Source organism: Wenzhouxiangella sp. XN24 (assembly GCF_011064545.1).
Lineage (GTDB): Bacteria > Pseudomonadota > Gammaproteobacteria > Steroidobacterales > XN24 > XN24.
The window spans coordinates 313,827-331,830 of the sequence record NZ_JAAMFG010000034.1; the positions used below are offsets into that span (position 1 = coordinate 313,827).

Genomic DNA, 18,004 nt, shown 5'->3' on the forward strand with positions numbered 1-18,004 from the left:
GATCTCGCGGATTTACTCGTCTGCGAAGCTGCGGATCACGGTGGCTACCGATCCGGACCCGTCGCGATGGAGCAGACTGTACATGGTGAATCGCTGGGTGCCAATATCGACGCGGATCGACAGGCGGAACCAGTTGCTGGCGACGCCGAGCGAGGCGCGCGCCTCTTCGGGGATCAGATCGCCCAGCTGCTCGATGCTGTCCCAGCCTTCCTGGGGGCGGTCGAAAACGATGCGTTCCGCCTCTCCGGCGCCGAGGTTCTCCGCCGCGGTCAGCAGCACGGGAGGCTGCGCCGTGTTGATGTTGATCACGGTGCCGCGCGGCAGCGCTGCGACATAGGGACGCAGCTGGTCGTAGCCGGCGCGCCCCAGTTCCGGGTATACGAGCATGATTTCGGACACGCTGGTGATCGGCCGGTTCGCCGTGCGGAAAGGGGGTTGCCGCGACAGGTATGCCGAATCCTCGGCGCCGTCGGGAAAGTTCGGCTCGAGATCCCGATCGATCCAGTCGGCCATCCGGTCCGCCAGGCGGACGTCGAGTTCGAGCGCCATCAGCAGCCGGCGGAAGCTTTCGATCGCTGCCGGATCGCTGCCACCCTGCGCGTCGATCAGGTTGTTCAGGTTGAAGCGTCCGTTGAGGTCCTCGATGCGGCCCTGGATCTGGCCGCCCTCGATGGGCAGGGGCATGATCTGCGTGGCCCAGGGTTCGCCGGGATGATCGAAAGCGTTGTCCTCGGCATCGTCACGCAGGATTTTCTTCGCCCAGGACTCGGCGCCGAGGCTGTACATCAGGCCCTGGTCCACCGCGAGGCGCCCGAAGGCGCGCCGCTGGTCGAGAAACAGGTCCCAGGTCAGCGACGCCGCGATGGCGGTCGCCAGCGCGACGACGAGAATCGCCGTGATCAGGGCCGTGCCGCGCTGCTTCCGTGCCTTCTTCATTTCAGCGCGGCACCTCGATGACCCGGCGGATTTCGCCCCAGTCCTCGAGATCGAGAACGAACTCGACGGCGATCGGCATCAGGCGCGGATTGCTGGTGGCCAGCCCAGGCGGCCATTCGTCGGACCAGCCCTCGCTGCGCAGGAAGCGAAAGCGGATCTCGCGCACGCCGTCCAGCAGCTCCCGTTCCACCGGCTCCTCGCCCAGGGTGTGGTCGGGCACGAACCAGTGCAGCCGCAACAAGCGGTCCTCCTCGACGTCGTAGGCGACGCGCTGCACGGCCGCCCGCGGCTGGCCGAGCGGGTTGCTCCAGCCGCCACGGGTGAATTCCAGCGGATGCCGGTTGCGCGCATCGGCCAGCAGGGCGCTGCGGCTGCTGTCGCCGAGTTCCTCGCGAACGGGCCGGGGATTGAGCTGGTAGAGATCGCGGGTGATCTGCTGCATGGCGAACTGGATCTCGCGGAAGCGGTCGGCGTTGGCCTTGGCGATGACCTGCTGGGCGAGCACGGCCTGCAGGCCACCGTAAGCCATCACGCCGATCACCGCGAAGATGCCCACGGCGATCAGCACCTCCAGCAAGGTGAACCCCTGGACCCGTCTCATTCCTCTTCCTCGTCGGGCAGCGGTGCGTCCGCGGGCTCCCCGTCATCCGACGGCTCGTCTTCTTCCGGCGCATCCTCGCCGTCTTCGCCGATGTTCCCGCCCGCTGCGCCGCCCCACCAGTCGACCTGCGATGCCGGGCCGGCGACGTTGCGCGAGACGAAGCCCGTCATGATCGTGATGACGTCCTCGGGAAAGTCCTCGTAGGCGACCTCCATGTCGATCCGTCGCAGGTCGGTGACCCCGGTTTCCGAAATGTTCGCTTCCCAGCGCCACTCGCGCCCCGCGAACTCGACGAGCTCGTCGAAACGGCCGACGTCCGGAAACTCGCCGGACACGCGAATCTCGCTGATCGCGTTCATGGCGATCCAGTCGGCGAGGGCGCGCTCCCGCAGCATCGAGGTGGAATGCGCCATGTGGATGATGCCGTTGAACGCGGCGATCAGGCCGATGGAGACGATGGCGAGGGCCACCATGACTTCCAGCAGCGTGAAGCCGCCCGGACGCCTGCTCAAAGATCACCCTCCGGCGGCAGCAGCTCCAGTTCGCCATGCATGAGGCCGCGCAACGTCCATGCGTCGCGCACCGAACCGGTGACCAGGAATAACTCGAAAGGCGTGAATTCGCCGCTCGAGAATACGGCGACGTGCGGGACGATCTCGTCCGCCTCGCGCGGTTCGTCGGAATCCAGTACGACTTCCTGTCCGTCCACCGCCAGGATCAAGCGGACGTCTTCCGGCAGTGTGCGGCGGCGGAACACCGCATCGTCATTGACGGGCGACCAAAGCCTCTCGTCCGGGTCCCAGGAGAGAAAACGGTAACCGTCGGTGAAGAATTCCAGCCCGTAGTCCCGCCCCTGGACGAGCGCTTCCTCGCCGATGAGTTGGGTCAGCGCCGTCAGGCGACGGGCTTCCTTCTCGCCCCGGTCGTCGCCGCCCAGCGTGCCCATGGACAACACCGTCATGCCGACCATGATCCCGATGATGACGATCACGACCAGCAGTTCTATGAGGGAAAAGCCAGCGCGAAGCCGCGCGGGCCGGGAGCGCTCAGTAGACAGACCAGTTGCCTATTTCGGCATTGATGCCTTCGCCGCCGGGCTGCCCGTCCGCCCCGTAGGTAAAGACGTCGAACTCGCCGTGCTGCCCCGGGTAGAGGTAGCGATAGGGATTGTTCCAGGGATCGCGGGGCAGCTTGTCGAGGTAAGGCCCGCGCCAGTTCCGGACGCTCTGGTCGTTCGGCTGTTCCACCAGCGCTTCGAGCCCGAGGTTCGTGCTCGGATAGCGCGAGTTGTCCATGTAATAGAGTTTCAGTGCGCTTTCGATGCCGCGGATGTCCTGCTTGGCGCGGGTGATGGCGGCGTCGTCGATACGGCTGATCACGTTCGGCGCCACGATCGCCGCGAGAATGCCGAGGATCACGACGACGACCATGATCTCGATAAGCGTGAAGCCGGCCTGGCGGGGGCCGGCAGAACCGGCGCGCAGGGCGGAAAGAAATCTGTTTGACGGCATTTTCGACCCTCGGGAACAGGCCCCTGGAGCGTCGCTCCGGGAGCGGGATACTACATGGCCCCCATGATATCAGAACGACCCGGGATTCCCGGCCCGCGCGGCGCCCCTGGGGCGCTTACGACGAGACCGGGGCGCCTCGCTCACGGGGAGTCTGACTATAATGAGCGCCCCGAGTTTCAGGAGTCGCGACGATGGCCATCGCCATGGTGTTCCCTGGCCAGGGTTCCCAGTCCGTGGGAATGCTCGCCGATCTGCTGGCCGCCGAACCGGCGGCCGCCGCCACGCTCGTCGAAGCCGACGAAGCGCTGGGGTACGGCCTCGGCGCGCTGCTCCGCGACGGGCCTGCAGAGCAGCTCAATCGCACGGATCACACGCAACCGGCGATGCTGGCCGCCGGGGTCGCTGCGTGGCGGGCCTGGTGCGCGCACGGCGGGCCGCCGCCTGCCGCCATGGCCGGTCACAGTCTCGGCGAGTACACGGCACTGGTGTGCGCAGAAGCGATGGCTTTCGACGACGCCCTGCGCGTGGTCCGGCTGCGCGGCCAGTGGATGCAACAGGCGGTGCCCCAGGGCGCGGGCAAGGTGGCGGCCGTCCTGGGCCTCGACGACGATGCGGTGATCGCGGCGTGCGCGGCTTCCGGGAGCGGCAGCGACGTGGTCGAGGCTGTCAACTTCAACGCGCCGGGCCAGGTGGTCATCGCGGGTCACGGCGCAGCGGTGGAGCGCGCCATCGAGGCGGCGAAAGCGGCCGGGGCGCGGCGGGCCATGCTGTTGCCCATCAGCGTGCCGGTGCATTGCCGGCTCATGGACCCCGTCGCCGGGCAGTTGGCCGAGGCCCTCGCAGGCATCGAACTGCACACGCCCACCATGCCGGTCTATCACAACATCGACGCGTCCCCCCGCACCGACGTGGCGGAGATCCGGGCGGCACTCGCCGACCAGGTGCGACGTCCGGTGCGCTGGGTGGATTGCGTGAACGCCATGCGCGCGGAAGGCGTGGATACCCTGCTGGAACTCGGCCCCGGGCGGGTGCTGAGCGGGCTCGCCCGGCGCATCGACCGGGAATTGGACGCGATGCCGGTCGATGATCCTGCTACGCTTGCCACAGCTTTATCGAAGGTGAAGGGTTGACCATGCAGCAGCTGAAGGATGAAGTCGCGCTCGTCACGGGAGCCACCCGCGGCATCGGCCGCGCAATCGCCCAGGCGCTCGGGCAAGCCGGGGCCACGGTCATCGGCACCGCAACGTCGCCGGCAGGTGTGGAAAAGATCGCCACGGCCTTCGGCGAAGCCGGGATCAAGGGACGTGGCGTCGTGCTGGATGTCTCCAGCGACGGCGATGTCGAAGCCGTGTGCGCGGAGATCGCCGCCAACGAAGGCGCGGTGACGCTGCTGGTGAACAACGCGGGCATCACCCGCGACGGGTTGCTGCTGCGGATGAAGATCGAGGACTGGCAGGCGGTCATCGACACCGACCTGACCTCCGTGTACCGCACCAGCCGCGCCTGCCTGCGGGGCATGATGAAGGCGCGCCGCGGGCGGATCGTCAACATCGGTTCGGTGGTCGGCCTGATGGGCAATGCAGGGCAGGCCAACTACTGCGCGGCGAAGGCCGGCCTGGTCGGTTTCACGCGCTCCCTGGCTCGCGAGGTCGGGTCGCGCGGCATCACCGTGAATGCGCTGGCGCCCGGATTCATCGCGACGGACATGACCGCCGCGCTGTCCGAGGAGCAACGCGGGCAGCTGGAAAAGCAGATCCCCCTGGAGCGGCTCGGCACGGCCGAGGACATCGCCGCGACGGTGCTGTTTCTTTGTTCGCCGGGCGCCGGCTACATCACCGGGGAGGTCATCAATGTCAACGGGGGAATGTACATGGCCTGAAGGTCGTGGGGCGGGCGTGTAGAACACCCTGTAACATTCCAATACAATACGGCGCGCGGTGCAGTCCGGGTCATGGGGGCCGGGATGATCTCGCCGCCAGCAACGAGGATCAAGACGAGATGAGCAGCATCGAAGAACAGGTAAAGAACATCGTCGCCGAGCAGTTGGGCGTCAAAGAAGAAGAAGTGACCAATGACGCCTCGTTCGTGGACGACCTGGGCGCAGACTCGCTGGATACCGTCGAACTCGTGATGGCGCTCGAAGAGGCCTTCGAGTGCGAGATTCCCGACGAGGAAGCGGAAAAGATCACGACCGTCCAGCAGGCGATCGACTACATCAAGGCCCGCTCGAACTGAGTCCGCGGTCTGGGCGCCCCCCGGGAGGGCGCTGTTTCTCCATGCCGCCAGCCGCAACGCCGGAGGTGAAGGTTTGACCAGGCGCCGTGTCGTGATCACCGGCCTCGGGATCGTCTCGCCCGTGGGCAGCACCGTGGACGAAGCCTGGGCCAACATCGTCGCCGGACGCAGCGGCATCGGGCCGATCACGCGCTTCGACGCGAGTCGCTTCCCGACCCGCTTCGGGGGCGCCGTGGCCGGCTTCGACGTGGACGCCTACCTCGCGCCCAAGGACGCGAGGAAGATGGACACCTTCATGCATTACGGCATCGCGGCCTCCCGGCAGGCGATCGAGGACTCGGGCCTCGAGGTGAACGAGTCGAACGCCCACCGCATCGGCGTCGCGGTCGGCGCCGGCATCGGCGGCATCGAGACCATCGAGCGGAATTTCAGGAGCTACCTGGAGGCCGGCGAGTCGCCACGCAAGATCTCGCCGTTCTTCATTCCCGGCAGCATCATCAACATGATTTCCGGGCATGTCTCCATCCAGTACGGCATGACGGGGCCCAACCTGTCGCTGGTGACGGCCTGCACGACGGCCACCCACAGCATCGGCGTCGCGGCGCGCTGCATCCAGTACGGCGACGCGGACCTGATGGTCGCGGGCGGGGCGGAAATGGCCACCACGCCGCTGGGCCTCGGGGGCTTCTGCTCGGCCCGTGCCTTGTCGACTCGCAACGAGACACCCGAGCAGGCGAGCCGGCCCTGGGACCGCGACCGGGACGGTTTTGTGCTGGGGGACGGCGCCGGGTGTGTCGTGCTCGAGGAATACGAACATGCGAAACGGCGCGGGGCCGACATTTACGGTGAACTCGCCGGCTTCGGCATGAGCGCGGATGCCCACCACATCACGGCGCCGCCGGAAGGCGGCGAGGGTGCGCGCCAGTGCATGGTCAATGCGCTGCGTGATGCAGGCGTGGACCCCGCCGCAGTGGATTACGTGAATGCGCACGGCACCTCCACGCCGCTGGGCGACAAGGCCGAAACACGGGCGCTCAAGGAAGCCTTCGGCCCCGCCGCCCGGGACGTCGCAGTCAGCTCCACCAAGTCGATGACCGGCCACCTGCTCGGCGCCGCCGGCGGGGTCGAGGCCGTGTTCTGCCTCCTGGCCATGCGGGACGGGATCCTTCCGCCCACCATCAATCTCGACCACCCCGACGCCGAATGCGACCTCGACTACGTTCCCCACGAGGCGCGCCGCGCCAGGGTCCGGATCGCCTTGTCGAACTCTTTCGGCTTCGGCGGCACGAACGGCAGCCTGCTGTTCCGGGCGCTGGACTGACGGGGGCGACCCCGCCGCTGGGCAGCCTTGCCGTGGCCGCTCGTTCGCCAGCCCCCGAACTGCTGGTCGGTGCCCTGGCCGATCCCGGGGACCTGCTTGCGCTGCACCGGGTCGCGCCGCAGCGCTACCCTTTCCTGCTCGAGAGCGCGGCGGCCGGCACGCCGCAGGGGCAATGCGACCTGTTGCTCGGTGCGCCCGGCGATGCGCTGGTGCTGGATGAGCGGGGCGCGCTCAGTGGCCCCGAGGCGGCCGGGGACCACGACTTTCTCGCCGCCCTGGACCGCTGGTGGCGCGCCGAACAGTGCGGCAGCGACGACCCATGGCCGCTGGCGGCGGGGGGCTGGTTCGTCTATCTCGGCTACGAACTCGCCGGCCAGGTCGAGCCGGGCCTGCGACTCGATCCGCCGCGGGGGTTGCCGATCGCCTTCGCCGTCCGCGTCGGAGTGGCGGTGCTGCGTGACCGGCAGACCGGCCGTTGCCGCTACATGTGTGAGGACGCCGACTCCCTGGAGCGGTTGCACCAGGATCTCGATATCGCGCGAAAACTGCCGCCGCCGGACTGGGCCGGACTCGCCGGAGCGGCGATCGAAGCCCCGCCTGAGATGTTTCTCTCGGCCGTGCGCCGCGCCCGCGAGTACATCATCGCCGGGGACATCTTCCAGGCCAACCTGTCGCGTGAATGGCGTGCCCCCCTGCGACCGGATGCCGACCCCGCCGCCCTTTATGAACGCCTCCGGACGAGCAATCCCGGGCCTTTCGCCGGCCTTGCCCGCTGGGGCGATCAAGCCGTGCTGAGTTCGTCTCCGGAGCGGCTTCTGAGCCTCCGCGACGGCGTGGCCCAGACGCGGCCGATCGCCGGCACGCGGCCGAGAGGCGCCGATGCGGCCGGCGACGTCGCCCTGGAGCAGGAATTGATCGGGCACCCCAAGGAACGTGCGGAGCACGTGATGCTCATCGACCTCGAAAGAAACGATCTCGGCCGCATCTGCCGTCCCGGCTCCATCGAGGTCGACCAGATGATGGTGCTCGAGACCTACGCCCATGTGCACCACATCGTGTCCAACGTGCGCGGCCTGCTGGCCGACGACATCGGCCCGGGCACCGCCATACGCGCGGTATTCCCGGGCGGCACGATCACCGGCTGCCCGAAAGTGCGCTGCATGGAGATCATCCAGGAACTCGAGGCCGGGCCGCGCGGGGCTTACACGGGCTCCATGGGCTGGCTGGCCAGGGACGGTTCCATGGACCTGAACATCCTCATCCGGACCATGGAAATGGGGCCGGACGAGGTGCGTTTCCGGGCCGGCGCAGGCATCGTTTTCGACTCGACGCCGGAAGCTGAGCTGGCGGAGACCCGCGCCAAAGCCAAGGGCATGCTGCTCGCCCTGGGGGCGGGCGCGTGATGCTCGTCGACGGCCTGCCGGCCGCCGCCGTGCCCGCCACGGATCGCGGGCTGAACTACGGCGACGGCCTGTTCGAGACGCTGCGCCTGCATCGGGGCCGGGTCTGCCTGCTCGACCGGCATCTGCACAGGCTGCGCGCGGGCTGCGTGCGACTCGCACTTCCTTACCCGGGGGACGGCGTGCTACGCGAAGATATCGAGCGACTGGCCGGCGAGCAGGCCGGGGATGCCGTATTGCGGCTCGTCCTCACTCGCGGCGACGGCGGGCGCGGCTACACACCACCAGCCCAGGCGCAGGGCCGGCGTATCGTTGCTCTTCATCCGCTGCCGCCGATCGGGCCGGATGCTTTGCGGCTGGGACTGTGCACGACCCGGCTGGGTCGCAACACGGCACTGGCCGGGCTGAAACACCTCAACCGGCTCGAACAGGTGCTGGCCGCCGCGGAAGTCGCGGCCGCGGGTTGGGACGAGGGCCTGATGCTCGACGAAACCGGCCTGGTGATCGAAGCCACGCGACACAACGTATTTTTTCTCCGTGCCGGCCGGATCTGCACGCCCCCCCTGGCACACGCGGGCGTCGCGGGGGTGATGCGCCAGCTGGTGATCGAGACCGCGGCTGCGATGGGTATGGGCGGAGATGAGCGGCCGCTCCGTTATGATGAACTGCATGAGATCGACTCGCTGTTCCTGTGTAATGCCGTTGCGGGACCTCGCCGCGTGACTGGCATCGGCACGCGGTCTTACGAGCAGGGAGACGCGCTGGAGCGCCTCCGGCCCGGCCTGGTCGAACGAGGCGTGGCGTGGCTGGCCTGATGCGCATCCTGCTCGGCATGGCGGCCGTGGCGATCCTCGCGGCGGCCGCGGGCGCCTGGTGGGCCTGGCAGCAGCTCGAGGCGCCCGGTCCCTCGGGCGAGGCGGTGATCGTGGATATCCCACCGGGTAGCTCGCTGGCCGGAATCTCGCGCCGCCTGGAAGGCGAGGGCGTGATACGCCATGCCATGCTGTTCGAGTGGTATGGGCGCGTTTCCGGCCTCGCGACCCAGGTGCGGGCGGGCGAATACCGTTTCCCGGCCCACGACACTCCGCGCGAGGTGATGGCCCGGCTGGTCAGCGGAGAGACCGTCCTGCATTCGCTGACGGTCATCGAGGGCTGGACCTACGCCCAGATGCGCGCCGCGATCGCTGCGCACCCGGCCATCCGCCATACGCTCGACGAGGCCTCGGACGAGACCGTGATGACCCGCCTCGGACGCCCGGGAGAACACCCCGAGGGCTGGTTTCTCCCGGAAACCTACCGCTTTCCCCGCGGAACCAGCGATCTCGAACTGCTGCGCACCGCGCACCAGGCGATGGTCGAGGCCCTGCAGGATGCGTGGGAGACGCGCCGCGATGCACTGCCGCTCGAGTCGCCCTACGAAGCGCTCATCCTGGCGTCCATCGTGGAAAAGGAAACGGGCCTGGCGGAGGAACGGGGACGCGTGGCGGGCGTGTTCATCCGGCGCCTGGAGCGCGGCATGCGCCTGCAGACCGATCCGACGGTCGCCTACGGTGTCGGGCCCGGCTTCGAGGGCCGCCTGCGGCGCGTGCACCTGCAGACCGACACGCCTTACAACACCTATACCCGTCATGGCTTGCCGCCGACGCCGATCGCGTTGCCCGGAAAAGCCGCGCTCGCGGCCGCCGTGCAACCGGTCGATGGTCCCTGGCTGTACTTCGTGGCGACGGGCCGGCCGGACGGCAGCCATTATTTTTCCACCACGCTGGCCGAGCACAACCGGGCCGTGCAAAAGTATCTTGAGACATTGCGTGCGCGGAGGCAGGCCGAATGACAGGAGCGACCGGCAGGCAGGCGCAGAGGCGCGGGCGCTTCATCACGCTCGAGGGCGGCGAGGGCGTCGGCAAGAGCAGCAATCTCGCTTACGTGGCCGGGCTCCTGGAAAGCGCGGGTCTCGACGTGCTGCGCACCCGGGAACCCGGCGGGACCCCGCTCGCGGAACGCGTGCGCGACATCATCGTCGCGGCCTCCGGGGAAGCGGTCCCGCCCATCGCGGAGCTGCTGCTGGTGTTCGCCGCCAGGTCGCTGCACGTCGAGGGCTGCATCCGGCCGGCGCTGGAAGCCGGGCGCTGGGTGCTGTGCGACCGGTTCACGGACGCCAGTTATGCCTACCAGGGCGCCGGGCGTGGACTGGGTCCCGAACCCGTGCGCTGGCTCGAAACGCAGGTCCAGGAAGACCTGCGGCCGGACCTGACGCTGTTGCTCGACGCCGACCCGGAAGTGGGCCTGGCCCGGGCGGGCGCCCGCGGCGACGCCGACCGGTTCGAGCAGGAGCGGGGCGAGTTCTTCTCCCGCGTCCGCGCGGGTTATCTCGAGCGCGCCGCCGCCGAGCCCGAGAGGTTCCGCGTCATCGACGCCTCGCAATCGCTCGAGGCGGTGCGCCTCGAAATCAGGAATCACATTAATACATTTATACAAGCCAATGTCTTTACTTGAGTTTCCGTGGCATGCCCCGGCATGGGAGGAATTCGAACAGGCGCTGGCTACCGGCCGCCTCAGCCACGCCTATCTCATCGAGGGCCCGCAGGGGCTGGGCAAGCTGCACCTGGCGTTTCGCATGGCTGCGCGGGTGCTGGAGCTGCCATGGCCGGACGTCGATCCGCCGATTCCGCTGGTCCACCCGGATATCACCTGGATCACGGTGGAGACCGACGACGAAGGCAAGCAGAAGAAACAGATCGGCATTCACCAGGTCCGGGAAGCCTGCGCACAGCTCGGCATGACCAGTTATACGGGCGGCTGGAAAGTCGCCGTGATCTGGCCGGCGGAGCAACTCAATGCCCATTCCGCGAACGCCCTGCTGAAAACACTGGAGGAGCCTTCGCCGCGGACACTCCTGTTGCTGGTGCGCAGCCGGCTCGACACCTTGCCGGCGACCATCGCCAGCCGATGCCAGAAAATCCGCATCGCGCCGCCGCGGACCGAGGTTGCTCTTCCCTGGCTCGAGGCGCGCGCCGGCGGAAAAGACTGGCGCAGGCTGCTCGCCTTGGCCGGAGACGCGCCGTTGATGGCGATCCTGCTTGCGGAGGAGGGTTTCCGCGAACTGGACCAGGCCTTCACGGAGGATCTGCTGGGCGTGCTGGCGGGCCGGCGGGAACCCCTGGAAGTCGCTGCGGAGTGGGCGCGCCGGCCGTTGCCCATGACCCTGCGCTGGCTGGATGTGTGGACGTCGGAGCTCGTCCGCCTGAAGGCGGCCGATGTCGAACCGGCACTCACGCCCGGCATGGGCCGGGCTTTGCAAACGTCGCTCAAGCGAATACCCTTGCAACGCCTATTCCGCTACAAGGACGAGATCAGGTCCGCCATGACCCGCAACGACGGCGTTTTCAATACCCAGATGGTGCTGGAAGGGCTTCTCGCGCCCTGGGCCGATCGACTCGAACCCGCGACCGGCGATGCCGCGCTCGGTTTCCTCGGTGATCGATGAGTAGCGGGAAACCCGGTCTGCTCACGCTGACCATCAAGGACAAGAGCGCCCTGTACCTGGCGTACATGCCTTATGTCAAAAACGGCGGCCTGTTCATCCCCACCAGCAGCAATTATCGCCTCGGAGACGAGGTCTTCATGTTGCTGAACCTGATGGGCGAGGACGAGAAGATCCCGGTGGCGGGGCGGGTGATCTGGGTGACGCCCAAGGGCGCCCAGGGCAAGCGCACGGCCGGGATCGGCGTGCAATTCAGCGAACAGGACCGGGGCAGCACCCAGCGGCGCATCGAGACTTACCTCGCCGGCGCCCTCGGCGGGGACAAGCCGACCCACACGATGTAGCTCAGCTCGCGGCCTCGTCGGGCTTGCGGCGCTGGCTCTCGGATTCCGCCTCGGCCATCGTCAGGCCACCCCGCAGCACATGCACGTCGAAACCGCGTTCGCTGAGAATATAGGCCGCGGCACTGCTGCGTCGCCCCGTGTCGCAACAGACGACATAGCGGGTGTTCGGATCGAGCGTCTTCAGCTTCAAGCGGATGAAATAGAGCGGGATGTTGATCGCGCCTTCGCGGTGGAAGCTCTCGAATTCCGAGGGAAGGCGGACATCCAGCCAGCGTCCGCTGCTGGCGACGATCGCCCGGGCCTGGTCGAAATCCACCCACTGGAGCATGGGTTCGTTCATCAGCGTGTTGAAGTCTTCCTGCCCGAGCCGCATCAACGACCCGTCCGTGACCATCGTCACCGTGGCATTGCGTTTCGCCTGCGAGATCAGGGCTTCCTCGCCGAACGTGTCGCCGGGATTGAGATCCGCCAGCTTGATGCCGTCCTTGTTGAGCGGCGTCTCGCGGGTGACCGCGCAGCGCCCGTCCGTGATGACATAGAAATAGTCGCCTTCATCGCCCTGCTTGATGACGACGTCGCCGGCCTTGTAATTGACCTGCTGCATGCGCATGAAGATGGCCTGGATGTTGGCCGCCGGGATCCTGTGGAAGGCCTTGGTCTGGAGCAGGGTCGTCATCCAGTCGTCGCTTTCCGGCAGGTTGTCCCCACGCAGTTCGCTGACCTCGTAGGTCCCGGTCTGGTCCCATGTGAGCATCACGTCCAGCAGGTCGGAATCGACGACGATGAACTCGATGCGGCTGCGGGCGCGTGCGCTGACGCGGCGGGGGAGGCCGGGGGACAGCGGGCTCCGGGCAGCGGGGGTCCCGCCCTCGATGACCGACAGCATGCGGTCCCCGTCGCGCAGCTCGATCTCGCCCGAGATGACATAAATCGTGCGGCGATCGGTATCGCCCTTGCGAAAGAGGAACCGCCCGCCGGGGAGTTCCTGGATCGCCGTTTTCTCGGCCAGTGCCCGCAGGTTTTCGGCCTTGAGGCCATCGAGCGGCGAAAACGCCTTGAGCTGAGCGACGTCGAGCGACTTACCAGGCATGACGGGGGATCGTGCTCCGATTATTTTCTTGGTTGTATCCGCACGCGGCGGATGGCGGCGCAGCAACTGCGACGCCATCCGCGGAGAATATCACAGGAAAGCCCGCCGTCAGGGGCAACCCGTCACGCAACTGGAAGGTGCTTCAGGAGGCGATCTCCTTCCAACCGGCATCCGGCTCGAAACGCTCTCCGTAGCGTTCCTCGAGACGCTTCAGCGAGTCGACCACGTCAGCCACCCCGCGGGCGCGCGCGAAATTGATCGGCCCGCCCCGGAACGGGGCGAAGCCGGTGCCGAAGATGATCCCGGCATCGAGCAGATCGAGATCCTCCACCACGCCGTCCCGCCACACGGCCACCGCCTCGTTGACCATCGGCAACACCAGCCGGTCGGCGAGATCCTGGGGCGGGCTTTCGTCCTTGGCAGACGGCTTGACCGGCTTGCCGTCCTTCCATTCGTAGAAGCCGCGCCCGGTCTTGCGGCCCAGGCGTTTTTTCTCGACCATCTCGACGAGCCGGTCAGGCACCGGGATGCCGTAGGCGGCGCCGAGAATCCGGGCGACGTGCAACGCCACGTCGAGACCCACGGTATCCGCGAGTTCCACCGGGCCCATGGGCATGCCGAAACGCTTGGCCGCAGAGTCGATCACCCCGAGCGGCACGCCGTCCTCACCGGCCAGCAGGGCCTCCATCATGTAGGGCATCAGCACCCGGTTGACGACGAAGCCCGGCGAGCTCAGGCAGGGCAGGGGCAGCTTGTCGATCTTGCGAGCGAACGCGATGCCCTTGTCGATCTCCTCACGCGGCGTCTCGCGCGTGTGAATGATCTCGACCAGCGGCATCATCGCCACGGGATTGAAGAAATGCAGGCCGATCAGGCGATCCGGCTTTTCCAGTGCGTCCCGCAGGTCTTCCAGGCGGATGCTGGAGGTGTTGGTCGCAAGAATCGCGCCCGGCTTCATGCGCGGTTCGACGGAGCGGAACAACGCTTTCTTGGCGTCCGCATCCTCGTAGATGGCCTCGATCACGACGTCCGCGTCCGGCACGCCCCGGCCGTCTACGTCCGGCATCAGCCGGTCGAGAGCCGCCTGGACGAGGCGCGGATCACGCAACTTCTTCTCGTACAGTTTCTGCGCCCGCTTGATGACGGGCGCGATGTACTTCGGCTCGCGATCCTGCAGGGTCACGTTCATCCCCCGCAGGGCGCACCACGCGGCGATATCGCCGCCCATGACGCCTGCGCCGACCACGTGGACATGCCGGAAGCTGTGTTTCGTCTTGCCGCCGAGCGCCTTGAGCTTGTCCTGCAGCAGGAACACGCGAACGAGATTACGCGAGGTGTCGGTGCAGAACAGCGCGGCGATGGAACGCGCCTCCTTTTCCATCATCAGCGCGGGCTTGTCGCCGTAGTCCTTCCACAGGTCGATGATGGCGTAGGGGGCCGGATAATGATCGCGGCGCGCTTTCTTGGCGACCTGCTTTTCCAGCACCCCCGCGAGCACCTTGCGTGCGGGGGTCAGGTTCATGAGCCGCTCCTGGAGGGGCAGCTGCCGGCGCTTGGGCGGCTTCAGCGCCATCATGCGAGCGGCCCGCTCGAGGTGCCGGGCCGGCACGATCTGGTCGACGAGACCGATGGCGCGCGCCTGCTTGGGCCTGAGGTTCTTGCCGCTCAGCATCATGTCCATGGCCTTGAGCGGGCCGGCCAGCTGGACCGAGCGCACCGTGCCGCCGAAGCCGGGGTGAATCCCGAGCTTCACTTCCGGCAGGCCGATCACGGTCTTGGGATCGTCGTTGAGGATCCGGTAGCGGCACGCCAGGGCGAGCTCGAGTCCGCCCCCGAGCGCGAAACCGTTGATCAGGGCGATCGTGGGGCACTTCAGCGCTTCGAGACGATCGAGGACTTTTTGCCCGGCGCGCACCATCTCGTAGGCCTGGTCGGCATCCTTGAGCTCGGTGAATTCCTTGATGTCCGCGCCGGCGACGAAACCTGATTTCTTGCCGGAGCAGACCACCACGGCCTTGGGCAGGTCTTTTTCGAGGCCCGCCAGCTGATCGTTCAGCTCGCTCATCACGTCCCGCGAAAGGACGTTGGTGGATGCCCCGGCCTTGTCGAAACAGAGCCAGGCGATGCCGTCCTCGTCGCGGCGCAGGTTCCAATGCTTCACTGATTCGTTCATGACGTTTCTCCAGCCGTGCCCTTGAGGAGCATGGCGCCGCCCTGGCCGCCCCCGATGCACAGGGATGCGACCGCCGTGCCGCCGCCCTGGCGCTCGAGCACTTTCAACGCGTGCAGCACGATGCGGGCGCCGCTCGCGCCCACGGGATGTCCCGTCGCGACTGCGCCGCCGTCGATATTGAGCTTCGCCTCGTCGATCCGACCCAGCGCGTCGTCGAGACCGAGTTCCCGGCGCGAGTACTCCGGATCCGCGAGCGCCTCGATGACCGCCAGCACCTGGCCGGCAAAGGCCTCGTTGATCTCCCAGTAATCGACGTCATCGATCCCCAGCCCGTGTCGTTGCAGCAAAGGCGCGGAGGCGTGGGCCGGCCCGAGACCCATCTCGGCGGGGTCGAGCGCGGCCCATTCGGTGTCCTCGATCGTGCCCAGCACCTCGAGCTTGTGCTTTTTCACCGCCGCTTCGCTGGCCAGCAGCAGCAACGCCGCGCCGTCGGTGATCTGCGAACTGTTGCCGGCGGTGACCTGGCCGACGCGCCGATCGAAGAACGGCTTCAGGGTCGCGAGTTTCTCTTCCGAGCTGTCGCGGCGCAGGCCGTCGTCTTCCTCGTAAGTGCGCCCCGAAGGGTCGTAAAGCGTCACGACTTCCTCGTCCATCCGACCCTCGTCGAAGGCCTCCGCGAGACGGTGGTGGCTGCGCGCGGCGAAGCGGTCCATTTCCTCGCGGGAAATACCGAAGCGCTGCGCGATCACCTCGCAGGTCTGGCCCATGTTCATGCCCACGATGGGGTCGGTGAGCCCCTTGATCAGGGCGATGTCGGGCGCCAGGTGTTTCGGCCGGAGGCGCGTCATGTGCAATGCCTTGTCCAGCGGTGCCTTGGCGCGGGCCAGGTCGGCCAGCCAGTTGACCATGTCCTCGTTGAACAGCACGGGTGCCCGGCTCATCGCCTCGGTGCCCCCGGCCAGCACCATGTCGGCCCGTCCCAGCCAGATGTTACGCACCGCGGAGTCCAGGGCCTGCATGGCGGACGCGCAGTTGCGCATCACGGTGAAGCCCGGCACCTTGTTGCCGCATCCCAGGCGCAGCGCCACGATGCGGCCGATATTCGGCTCGTCGGGGCTGGGCATCGCACAGCCGAGAATGACCTCGTCGAGCTGGTCGGGCGCGATCGGCTGGCGGGCGAGGAGCGAACGTCCGGCGCTCAGCGCCAGGTCGGAAGCGCTGAAGGGTCCTGGTCGACCGCGGGCTTTCAGAAAGGGCGTCCGCGCGCCATCCACCACGTAGGCGGGGCTCGCGTAGGACGCTGAGCGGGATTTGGCCATGATCTACTCCTGACGTTTCCGATTTGCGGTGGACCGCCGGCGCGGGGCGCGGCGGCGGGTCTTGTTCTGTTCGGGGACGACCCGGAAGCCGGCCGCCACGAACGGCAGCAGGCGTTCGATGAGCTGGCTGACATCGTCGTTCACGGCGGACTCCCCGGACGCCAGCTCGACCAGGTGACCCTCGGCCACCGGATAGCTGAGCGCCCCTACGAGGAACTGCATGCGCCAGCGGACATCCTCGGGCGGGACCTCGGGCAGCAGGCGGCACAAGGCCGAGTGATAGCGTTCGAGCACCTGGCGATACTCGCCCACGAACCAGGACTTGAAGGACTCTTCGGCCTCCGTGTGGCTCTGGCCCAACAGGCGCATGACGGTCGGTCCACCCTGCGCCGGATCACGGGCGATCTGCGACACGGGACTCATGAAGGCCTCGAGCACCTCTTCCAGCGTCGGCTTGCGCGCCCGTTTCTCGAGGCGGTCCAGGTTCTCGAGGCGAGCGCGATTGAGCGGCTCCAGCCGACGCCTGTAGACCTCCTCGACGAGTCCCTCCTTGGAACCGAAATGGTAGTTGACCGCCGCGAGGTTGACCCGGGCGAGGGCGGTGATCGCCCGCAACGAGGTGCGCGCCACGCCGGTGTGGGCGAATAGCTCTTCTGCGGCCGCAAGGATGCGGTCCTTGGTGGAGTCGATCAGGCTGGTCAAACTGGAACCCCGGATTGAAACAAGCGTTTAATGTTAGGCGCAGGGGTCCGCGACCGCAACACGGGGTCACTGGTGCTCGAATTCCCCGATCAGGGGCAGATGGTCCGAGAACCGGACCTGCGGCACCTCGAAACCCGTCGATCTCAGGCCCCGCCCATAGAGGATGAAATCCAGCTGCTTGCGGGGCGCCTGGCTGGGGTAGGAGGGCAATCCCTCGACGTTGGCGCTGCGCAGGCCGGCGGCCTGCATGAAAAGGTACATCTCGTGCTCGCCCCAGAAGGTGTTGAAGTCCCCGGCGACGATCACGGGCTTTTTCGACGCCTTGACCAGGTCGTGGAGGTGCCTCAGCTGCCAGTGCCGGTGCCGGTACTTGAGCGACAAATGAACCAGGAAGATCGCCAGGTCCTCCAGTTCAAGCTCGAGTATCAGCCGCTTGATCCCGGTGTCGAAGTAGTGGAAGCGCTCGCCGTGCACCTCTGGCGCCGCGAGGAAGGCATTGGCCTGCTTGCGAATGACGGGAAGCTTGTTGTTGAAAGAACCGGTGCCGTACTTGCACTGGTAGCTGCTGTAATGGCCGAGGCGCCGCGCGATGGCCTCCGCCTGGTTCACCATCCGGGTGCGGATCGACCCGGTATCGACCTCCACCAGGCCGACGACGTCCGGGCTATGGGACTTGATGAACTCCGTGATCGCGTTGAGGTTCTCGAAATTGCCGCGCAGATACCCGGCCCCGGGGACGGGGAGGTTGAATCGTGCCCCCGTGCCGGCGGCATAGCGGATGTTGTAGAGGAGGAACTTCAAGCCGGCTCCGGCCGATGGGCAAATTCTGGCATGCGGCGATTCTATCTAAGCGGACCGCGCCTTGCTCGGGGTTGCAGCACCGAATGCTGC

20 protein-coding genes are annotated in these 18,004 nt (G+C 67.2%); 10 read left to right on the forward strand and 10 right to left on the reverse strand.

Features of this window, described 5'->3' with window-relative positions; all coding sequences use genetic code 11:
- Window positions 1-12: 12 nt before the first annotated feature.
- Genes gspK through gspG form a run of 5 tightly spaced genes read right to left on the reverse strand, consistent with a single transcriptional unit; the run spans window position 13 to window position 3,048 of the window.
- Window positions 13-936 carry a type II secretion system minor pseudopilin GspK gene (gene gspK, locus G6032_RS09125; protein ID WP_165281826.1) on the reverse strand — a complete coding sequence of 308 codons (924 nt, stop codon included), beginning with the start codon at window positions 934-936 and terminating at the stop codon, window positions 13-15.
- Window position 937: 1 nt separating this feature from the next.
- Entirely contained in the window at window positions 938-1,537 is a 600-nt protein-coding gene (gene gspJ, locus G6032_RS09130) for a type II secretion system minor pseudopilin GspJ (RefSeq protein WP_165281827.1), read from the reverse strand.
- Window positions 1,534-2,049: a type II secretion system minor pseudopilin GspI gene (gene gspI / locus G6032_RS09135; protein WP_165281828.1), complete on the reverse strand. Its 516-nt coding sequence runs from the start codon at window positions 2,047-2,049 to the stop codon at window positions 1,534-1,536. The genes gspJ and gspI overlap by 4 nt, the downstream gene beginning before the upstream one ends.
- The gene (gene gspH / locus G6032_RS09140) at window positions 2,046-2,594 is read right to left on the reverse strand and encodes a type II secretion system minor pseudopilin GspH (protein ID WP_276610993.1); all 549 of its coding nucleotides are present in this window, start codon (window positions 2,592-2,594) and stop codon (window positions 2,046-2,048) included. Before gspH ends, gspI begins: the two co-directional genes overlap by 4 nt.
- Window positions 2,584-3,048 carry a type II secretion system major pseudopilin GspG gene (gspG, locus tag G6032_RS09145; RefSeq protein ID WP_165281830.1) on the reverse strand — a complete coding sequence of 155 codons (465 nt, stop codon included), beginning with the start codon at window positions 3,046-3,048 and terminating at the stop codon, window positions 2,584-2,586. Before gspG ends, gspH begins: the two co-directional genes overlap by 11 nt.
- Before the next feature lie 191 nt (window positions 3,049-3,239).
- Between gspG and fabD the strand changes: the two genes are divergently transcribed.
- From fabD to G6032_RS09195, 10 genes are all read left to right on the forward strand, one after another.
- Window positions 3,240-4,178, forward strand: coding sequence for an ACP S-malonyltransferase (gene fabD / locus G6032_RS09150; RefSeq protein WP_165281831.1), 939 nt, complete (start codon window positions 3,240-3,242; stop codon window positions 4,176-4,178).
- 2 nt (window positions 4,179-4,180) lie between these two features.
- Window positions 4,181-4,927 (forward strand): 3-oxoacyl-ACP reductase FabG, encoded by a 747-nt coding sequence (gene fabG, locus G6032_RS09155; protein ID WP_165281832.1) that lies wholly within the window; start codon window positions 4,181-4,183, stop codon window positions 4,925-4,927.
- Window positions 4,928-5,046: 119 nt separating this feature from the next.
- The gene (gene acpP, locus G6032_RS09160; RefSeq protein ID WP_165281833.1) at window positions 5,047-5,283 is read left to right on the forward strand and encodes an acyl carrier protein; all 237 of its coding nucleotides are present in this window, start codon (window positions 5,047-5,049) and stop codon (window positions 5,281-5,283) included.
- A 73-nt stretch (window positions 5,284-5,356) separates the two neighbouring features.
- The gene (gene fabF, locus G6032_RS09165; RefSeq protein ID WP_165281834.1) at window positions 5,357-6,604 is read left to right on the forward strand and encodes a beta-ketoacyl-ACP synthase II; all 1,248 of its coding nucleotides are present in this window, start codon (window positions 5,357-5,359) and stop codon (window positions 6,602-6,604) included.
- A 32-nt stretch (window positions 6,605-6,636) separates the two neighbouring features.
- Window positions 6,637-8,007, forward strand: a complete 1,371-nt coding sequence (locus G6032_RS09170; RefSeq protein ID WP_346763784.1) for an aminodeoxychorismate synthase component I — start codon at window positions 6,637-6,639, stop codon at window positions 8,005-8,007.
- Window positions 8,007-8,819, forward strand: coding sequence for an aminodeoxychorismate lyase (pabC, locus tag G6032_RS09175; RefSeq protein ID WP_240902163.1), 813 nt, complete (start codon window positions 8,007-8,009; stop codon window positions 8,817-8,819). Before G6032_RS09170 ends, pabC begins: the two co-directional genes overlap by 1 nt.
- The gene (gene mltG / locus G6032_RS09180) at window positions 8,807-9,835 is read left to right on the forward strand and encodes an endolytic transglycosylase MltG (protein ID WP_346763785.1); all 1,029 of its coding nucleotides are present in this window, start codon (window positions 8,807-8,809) and stop codon (window positions 9,833-9,835) included. The genes pabC and mltG overlap by 13 nt, the downstream gene beginning before the upstream one ends.
- Window positions 9,832-10,497 (forward strand): dTMP kinase, encoded by a 666-nt coding sequence (gene tmk / locus G6032_RS09185; protein ID WP_165281837.1) that lies wholly within the window; start codon window positions 9,832-9,834, stop codon window positions 10,495-10,497. Before mltG ends, tmk begins: the two co-directional genes overlap by 4 nt.
- Window positions 10,484-11,488, forward strand: coding sequence for a hypothetical protein (locus G6032_RS09190; protein ID WP_165281838.1), 1,005 nt, complete (start codon window positions 10,484-10,486; stop codon window positions 11,486-11,488). The genes tmk and G6032_RS09190 overlap by 14 nt, the downstream gene beginning before the upstream one ends.
- Window positions 11,485-11,829, forward strand: a complete 345-nt coding sequence (locus G6032_RS09195) for a PilZ domain-containing protein (protein WP_165281839.1) — start codon at window positions 11,485-11,487, stop codon at window positions 11,827-11,829. Before G6032_RS09190 ends, G6032_RS09195 begins: the two co-directional genes overlap by 4 nt.
- A gap of 1 nt (window position 11,830) precedes the next feature.
- Here G6032_RS09195 and G6032_RS09200 read toward each other — a convergent pair whose 3' ends face one another.
- The 5 genes from G6032_RS09200 to G6032_RS09220 all read right to left on the reverse strand — a co-directional run bounded on the left by G6032_RS09200 (window position 11,831) and on the right by G6032_RS09220 (window position 17,914).
- The gene (locus tag G6032_RS09200; RefSeq protein ID WP_165281840.1) at window positions 11,831-12,919 is read right to left on the reverse strand and encodes a cyclic nucleotide-binding domain-containing protein; all 1,089 of its coding nucleotides are present in this window, start codon (window positions 12,917-12,919) and stop codon (window positions 11,831-11,833) included.
- Between the two features lie 142 nt (window positions 12,920-13,061).
- Complete coding sequence (locus G6032_RS09205) at window positions 13,062-15,092, reverse strand: 3-hydroxyacyl-CoA dehydrogenase NAD-binding domain-containing protein (protein WP_165281841.1); 2,031 nt, start codon at window positions 15,090-15,092, stop codon at window positions 13,062-13,064.
- Window positions 15,089-16,411, reverse strand: coding sequence for an acetyl-CoA C-acetyltransferase (locus G6032_RS09210; RefSeq protein WP_165281842.1), 1,323 nt, complete (start codon window positions 16,409-16,411; stop codon window positions 15,089-15,091). Before G6032_RS09210 ends, G6032_RS09205 begins: the two co-directional genes overlap by 4 nt.
- Before the next feature lie 3 nt (window positions 16,412-16,414).
- A complete protein-coding gene (locus G6032_RS09215) occupies window positions 16,415-17,113 on the reverse strand; it encodes a TetR/AcrR family transcriptional regulator (protein WP_165281843.1) in 699 nt (232 codons plus the stop codon).
- Between the two features lie 66 nt (window positions 17,114-17,179).
- Window positions 17,180-17,914 (reverse strand): endonuclease/exonuclease/phosphatase family protein, encoded by a 735-nt coding sequence (locus tag G6032_RS09220; RefSeq protein ID WP_165281844.1) that lies wholly within the window; start codon window positions 17,912-17,914, stop codon window positions 17,180-17,182.
- Window positions 17,915-18,004: the final 90 nt, after the last annotated feature.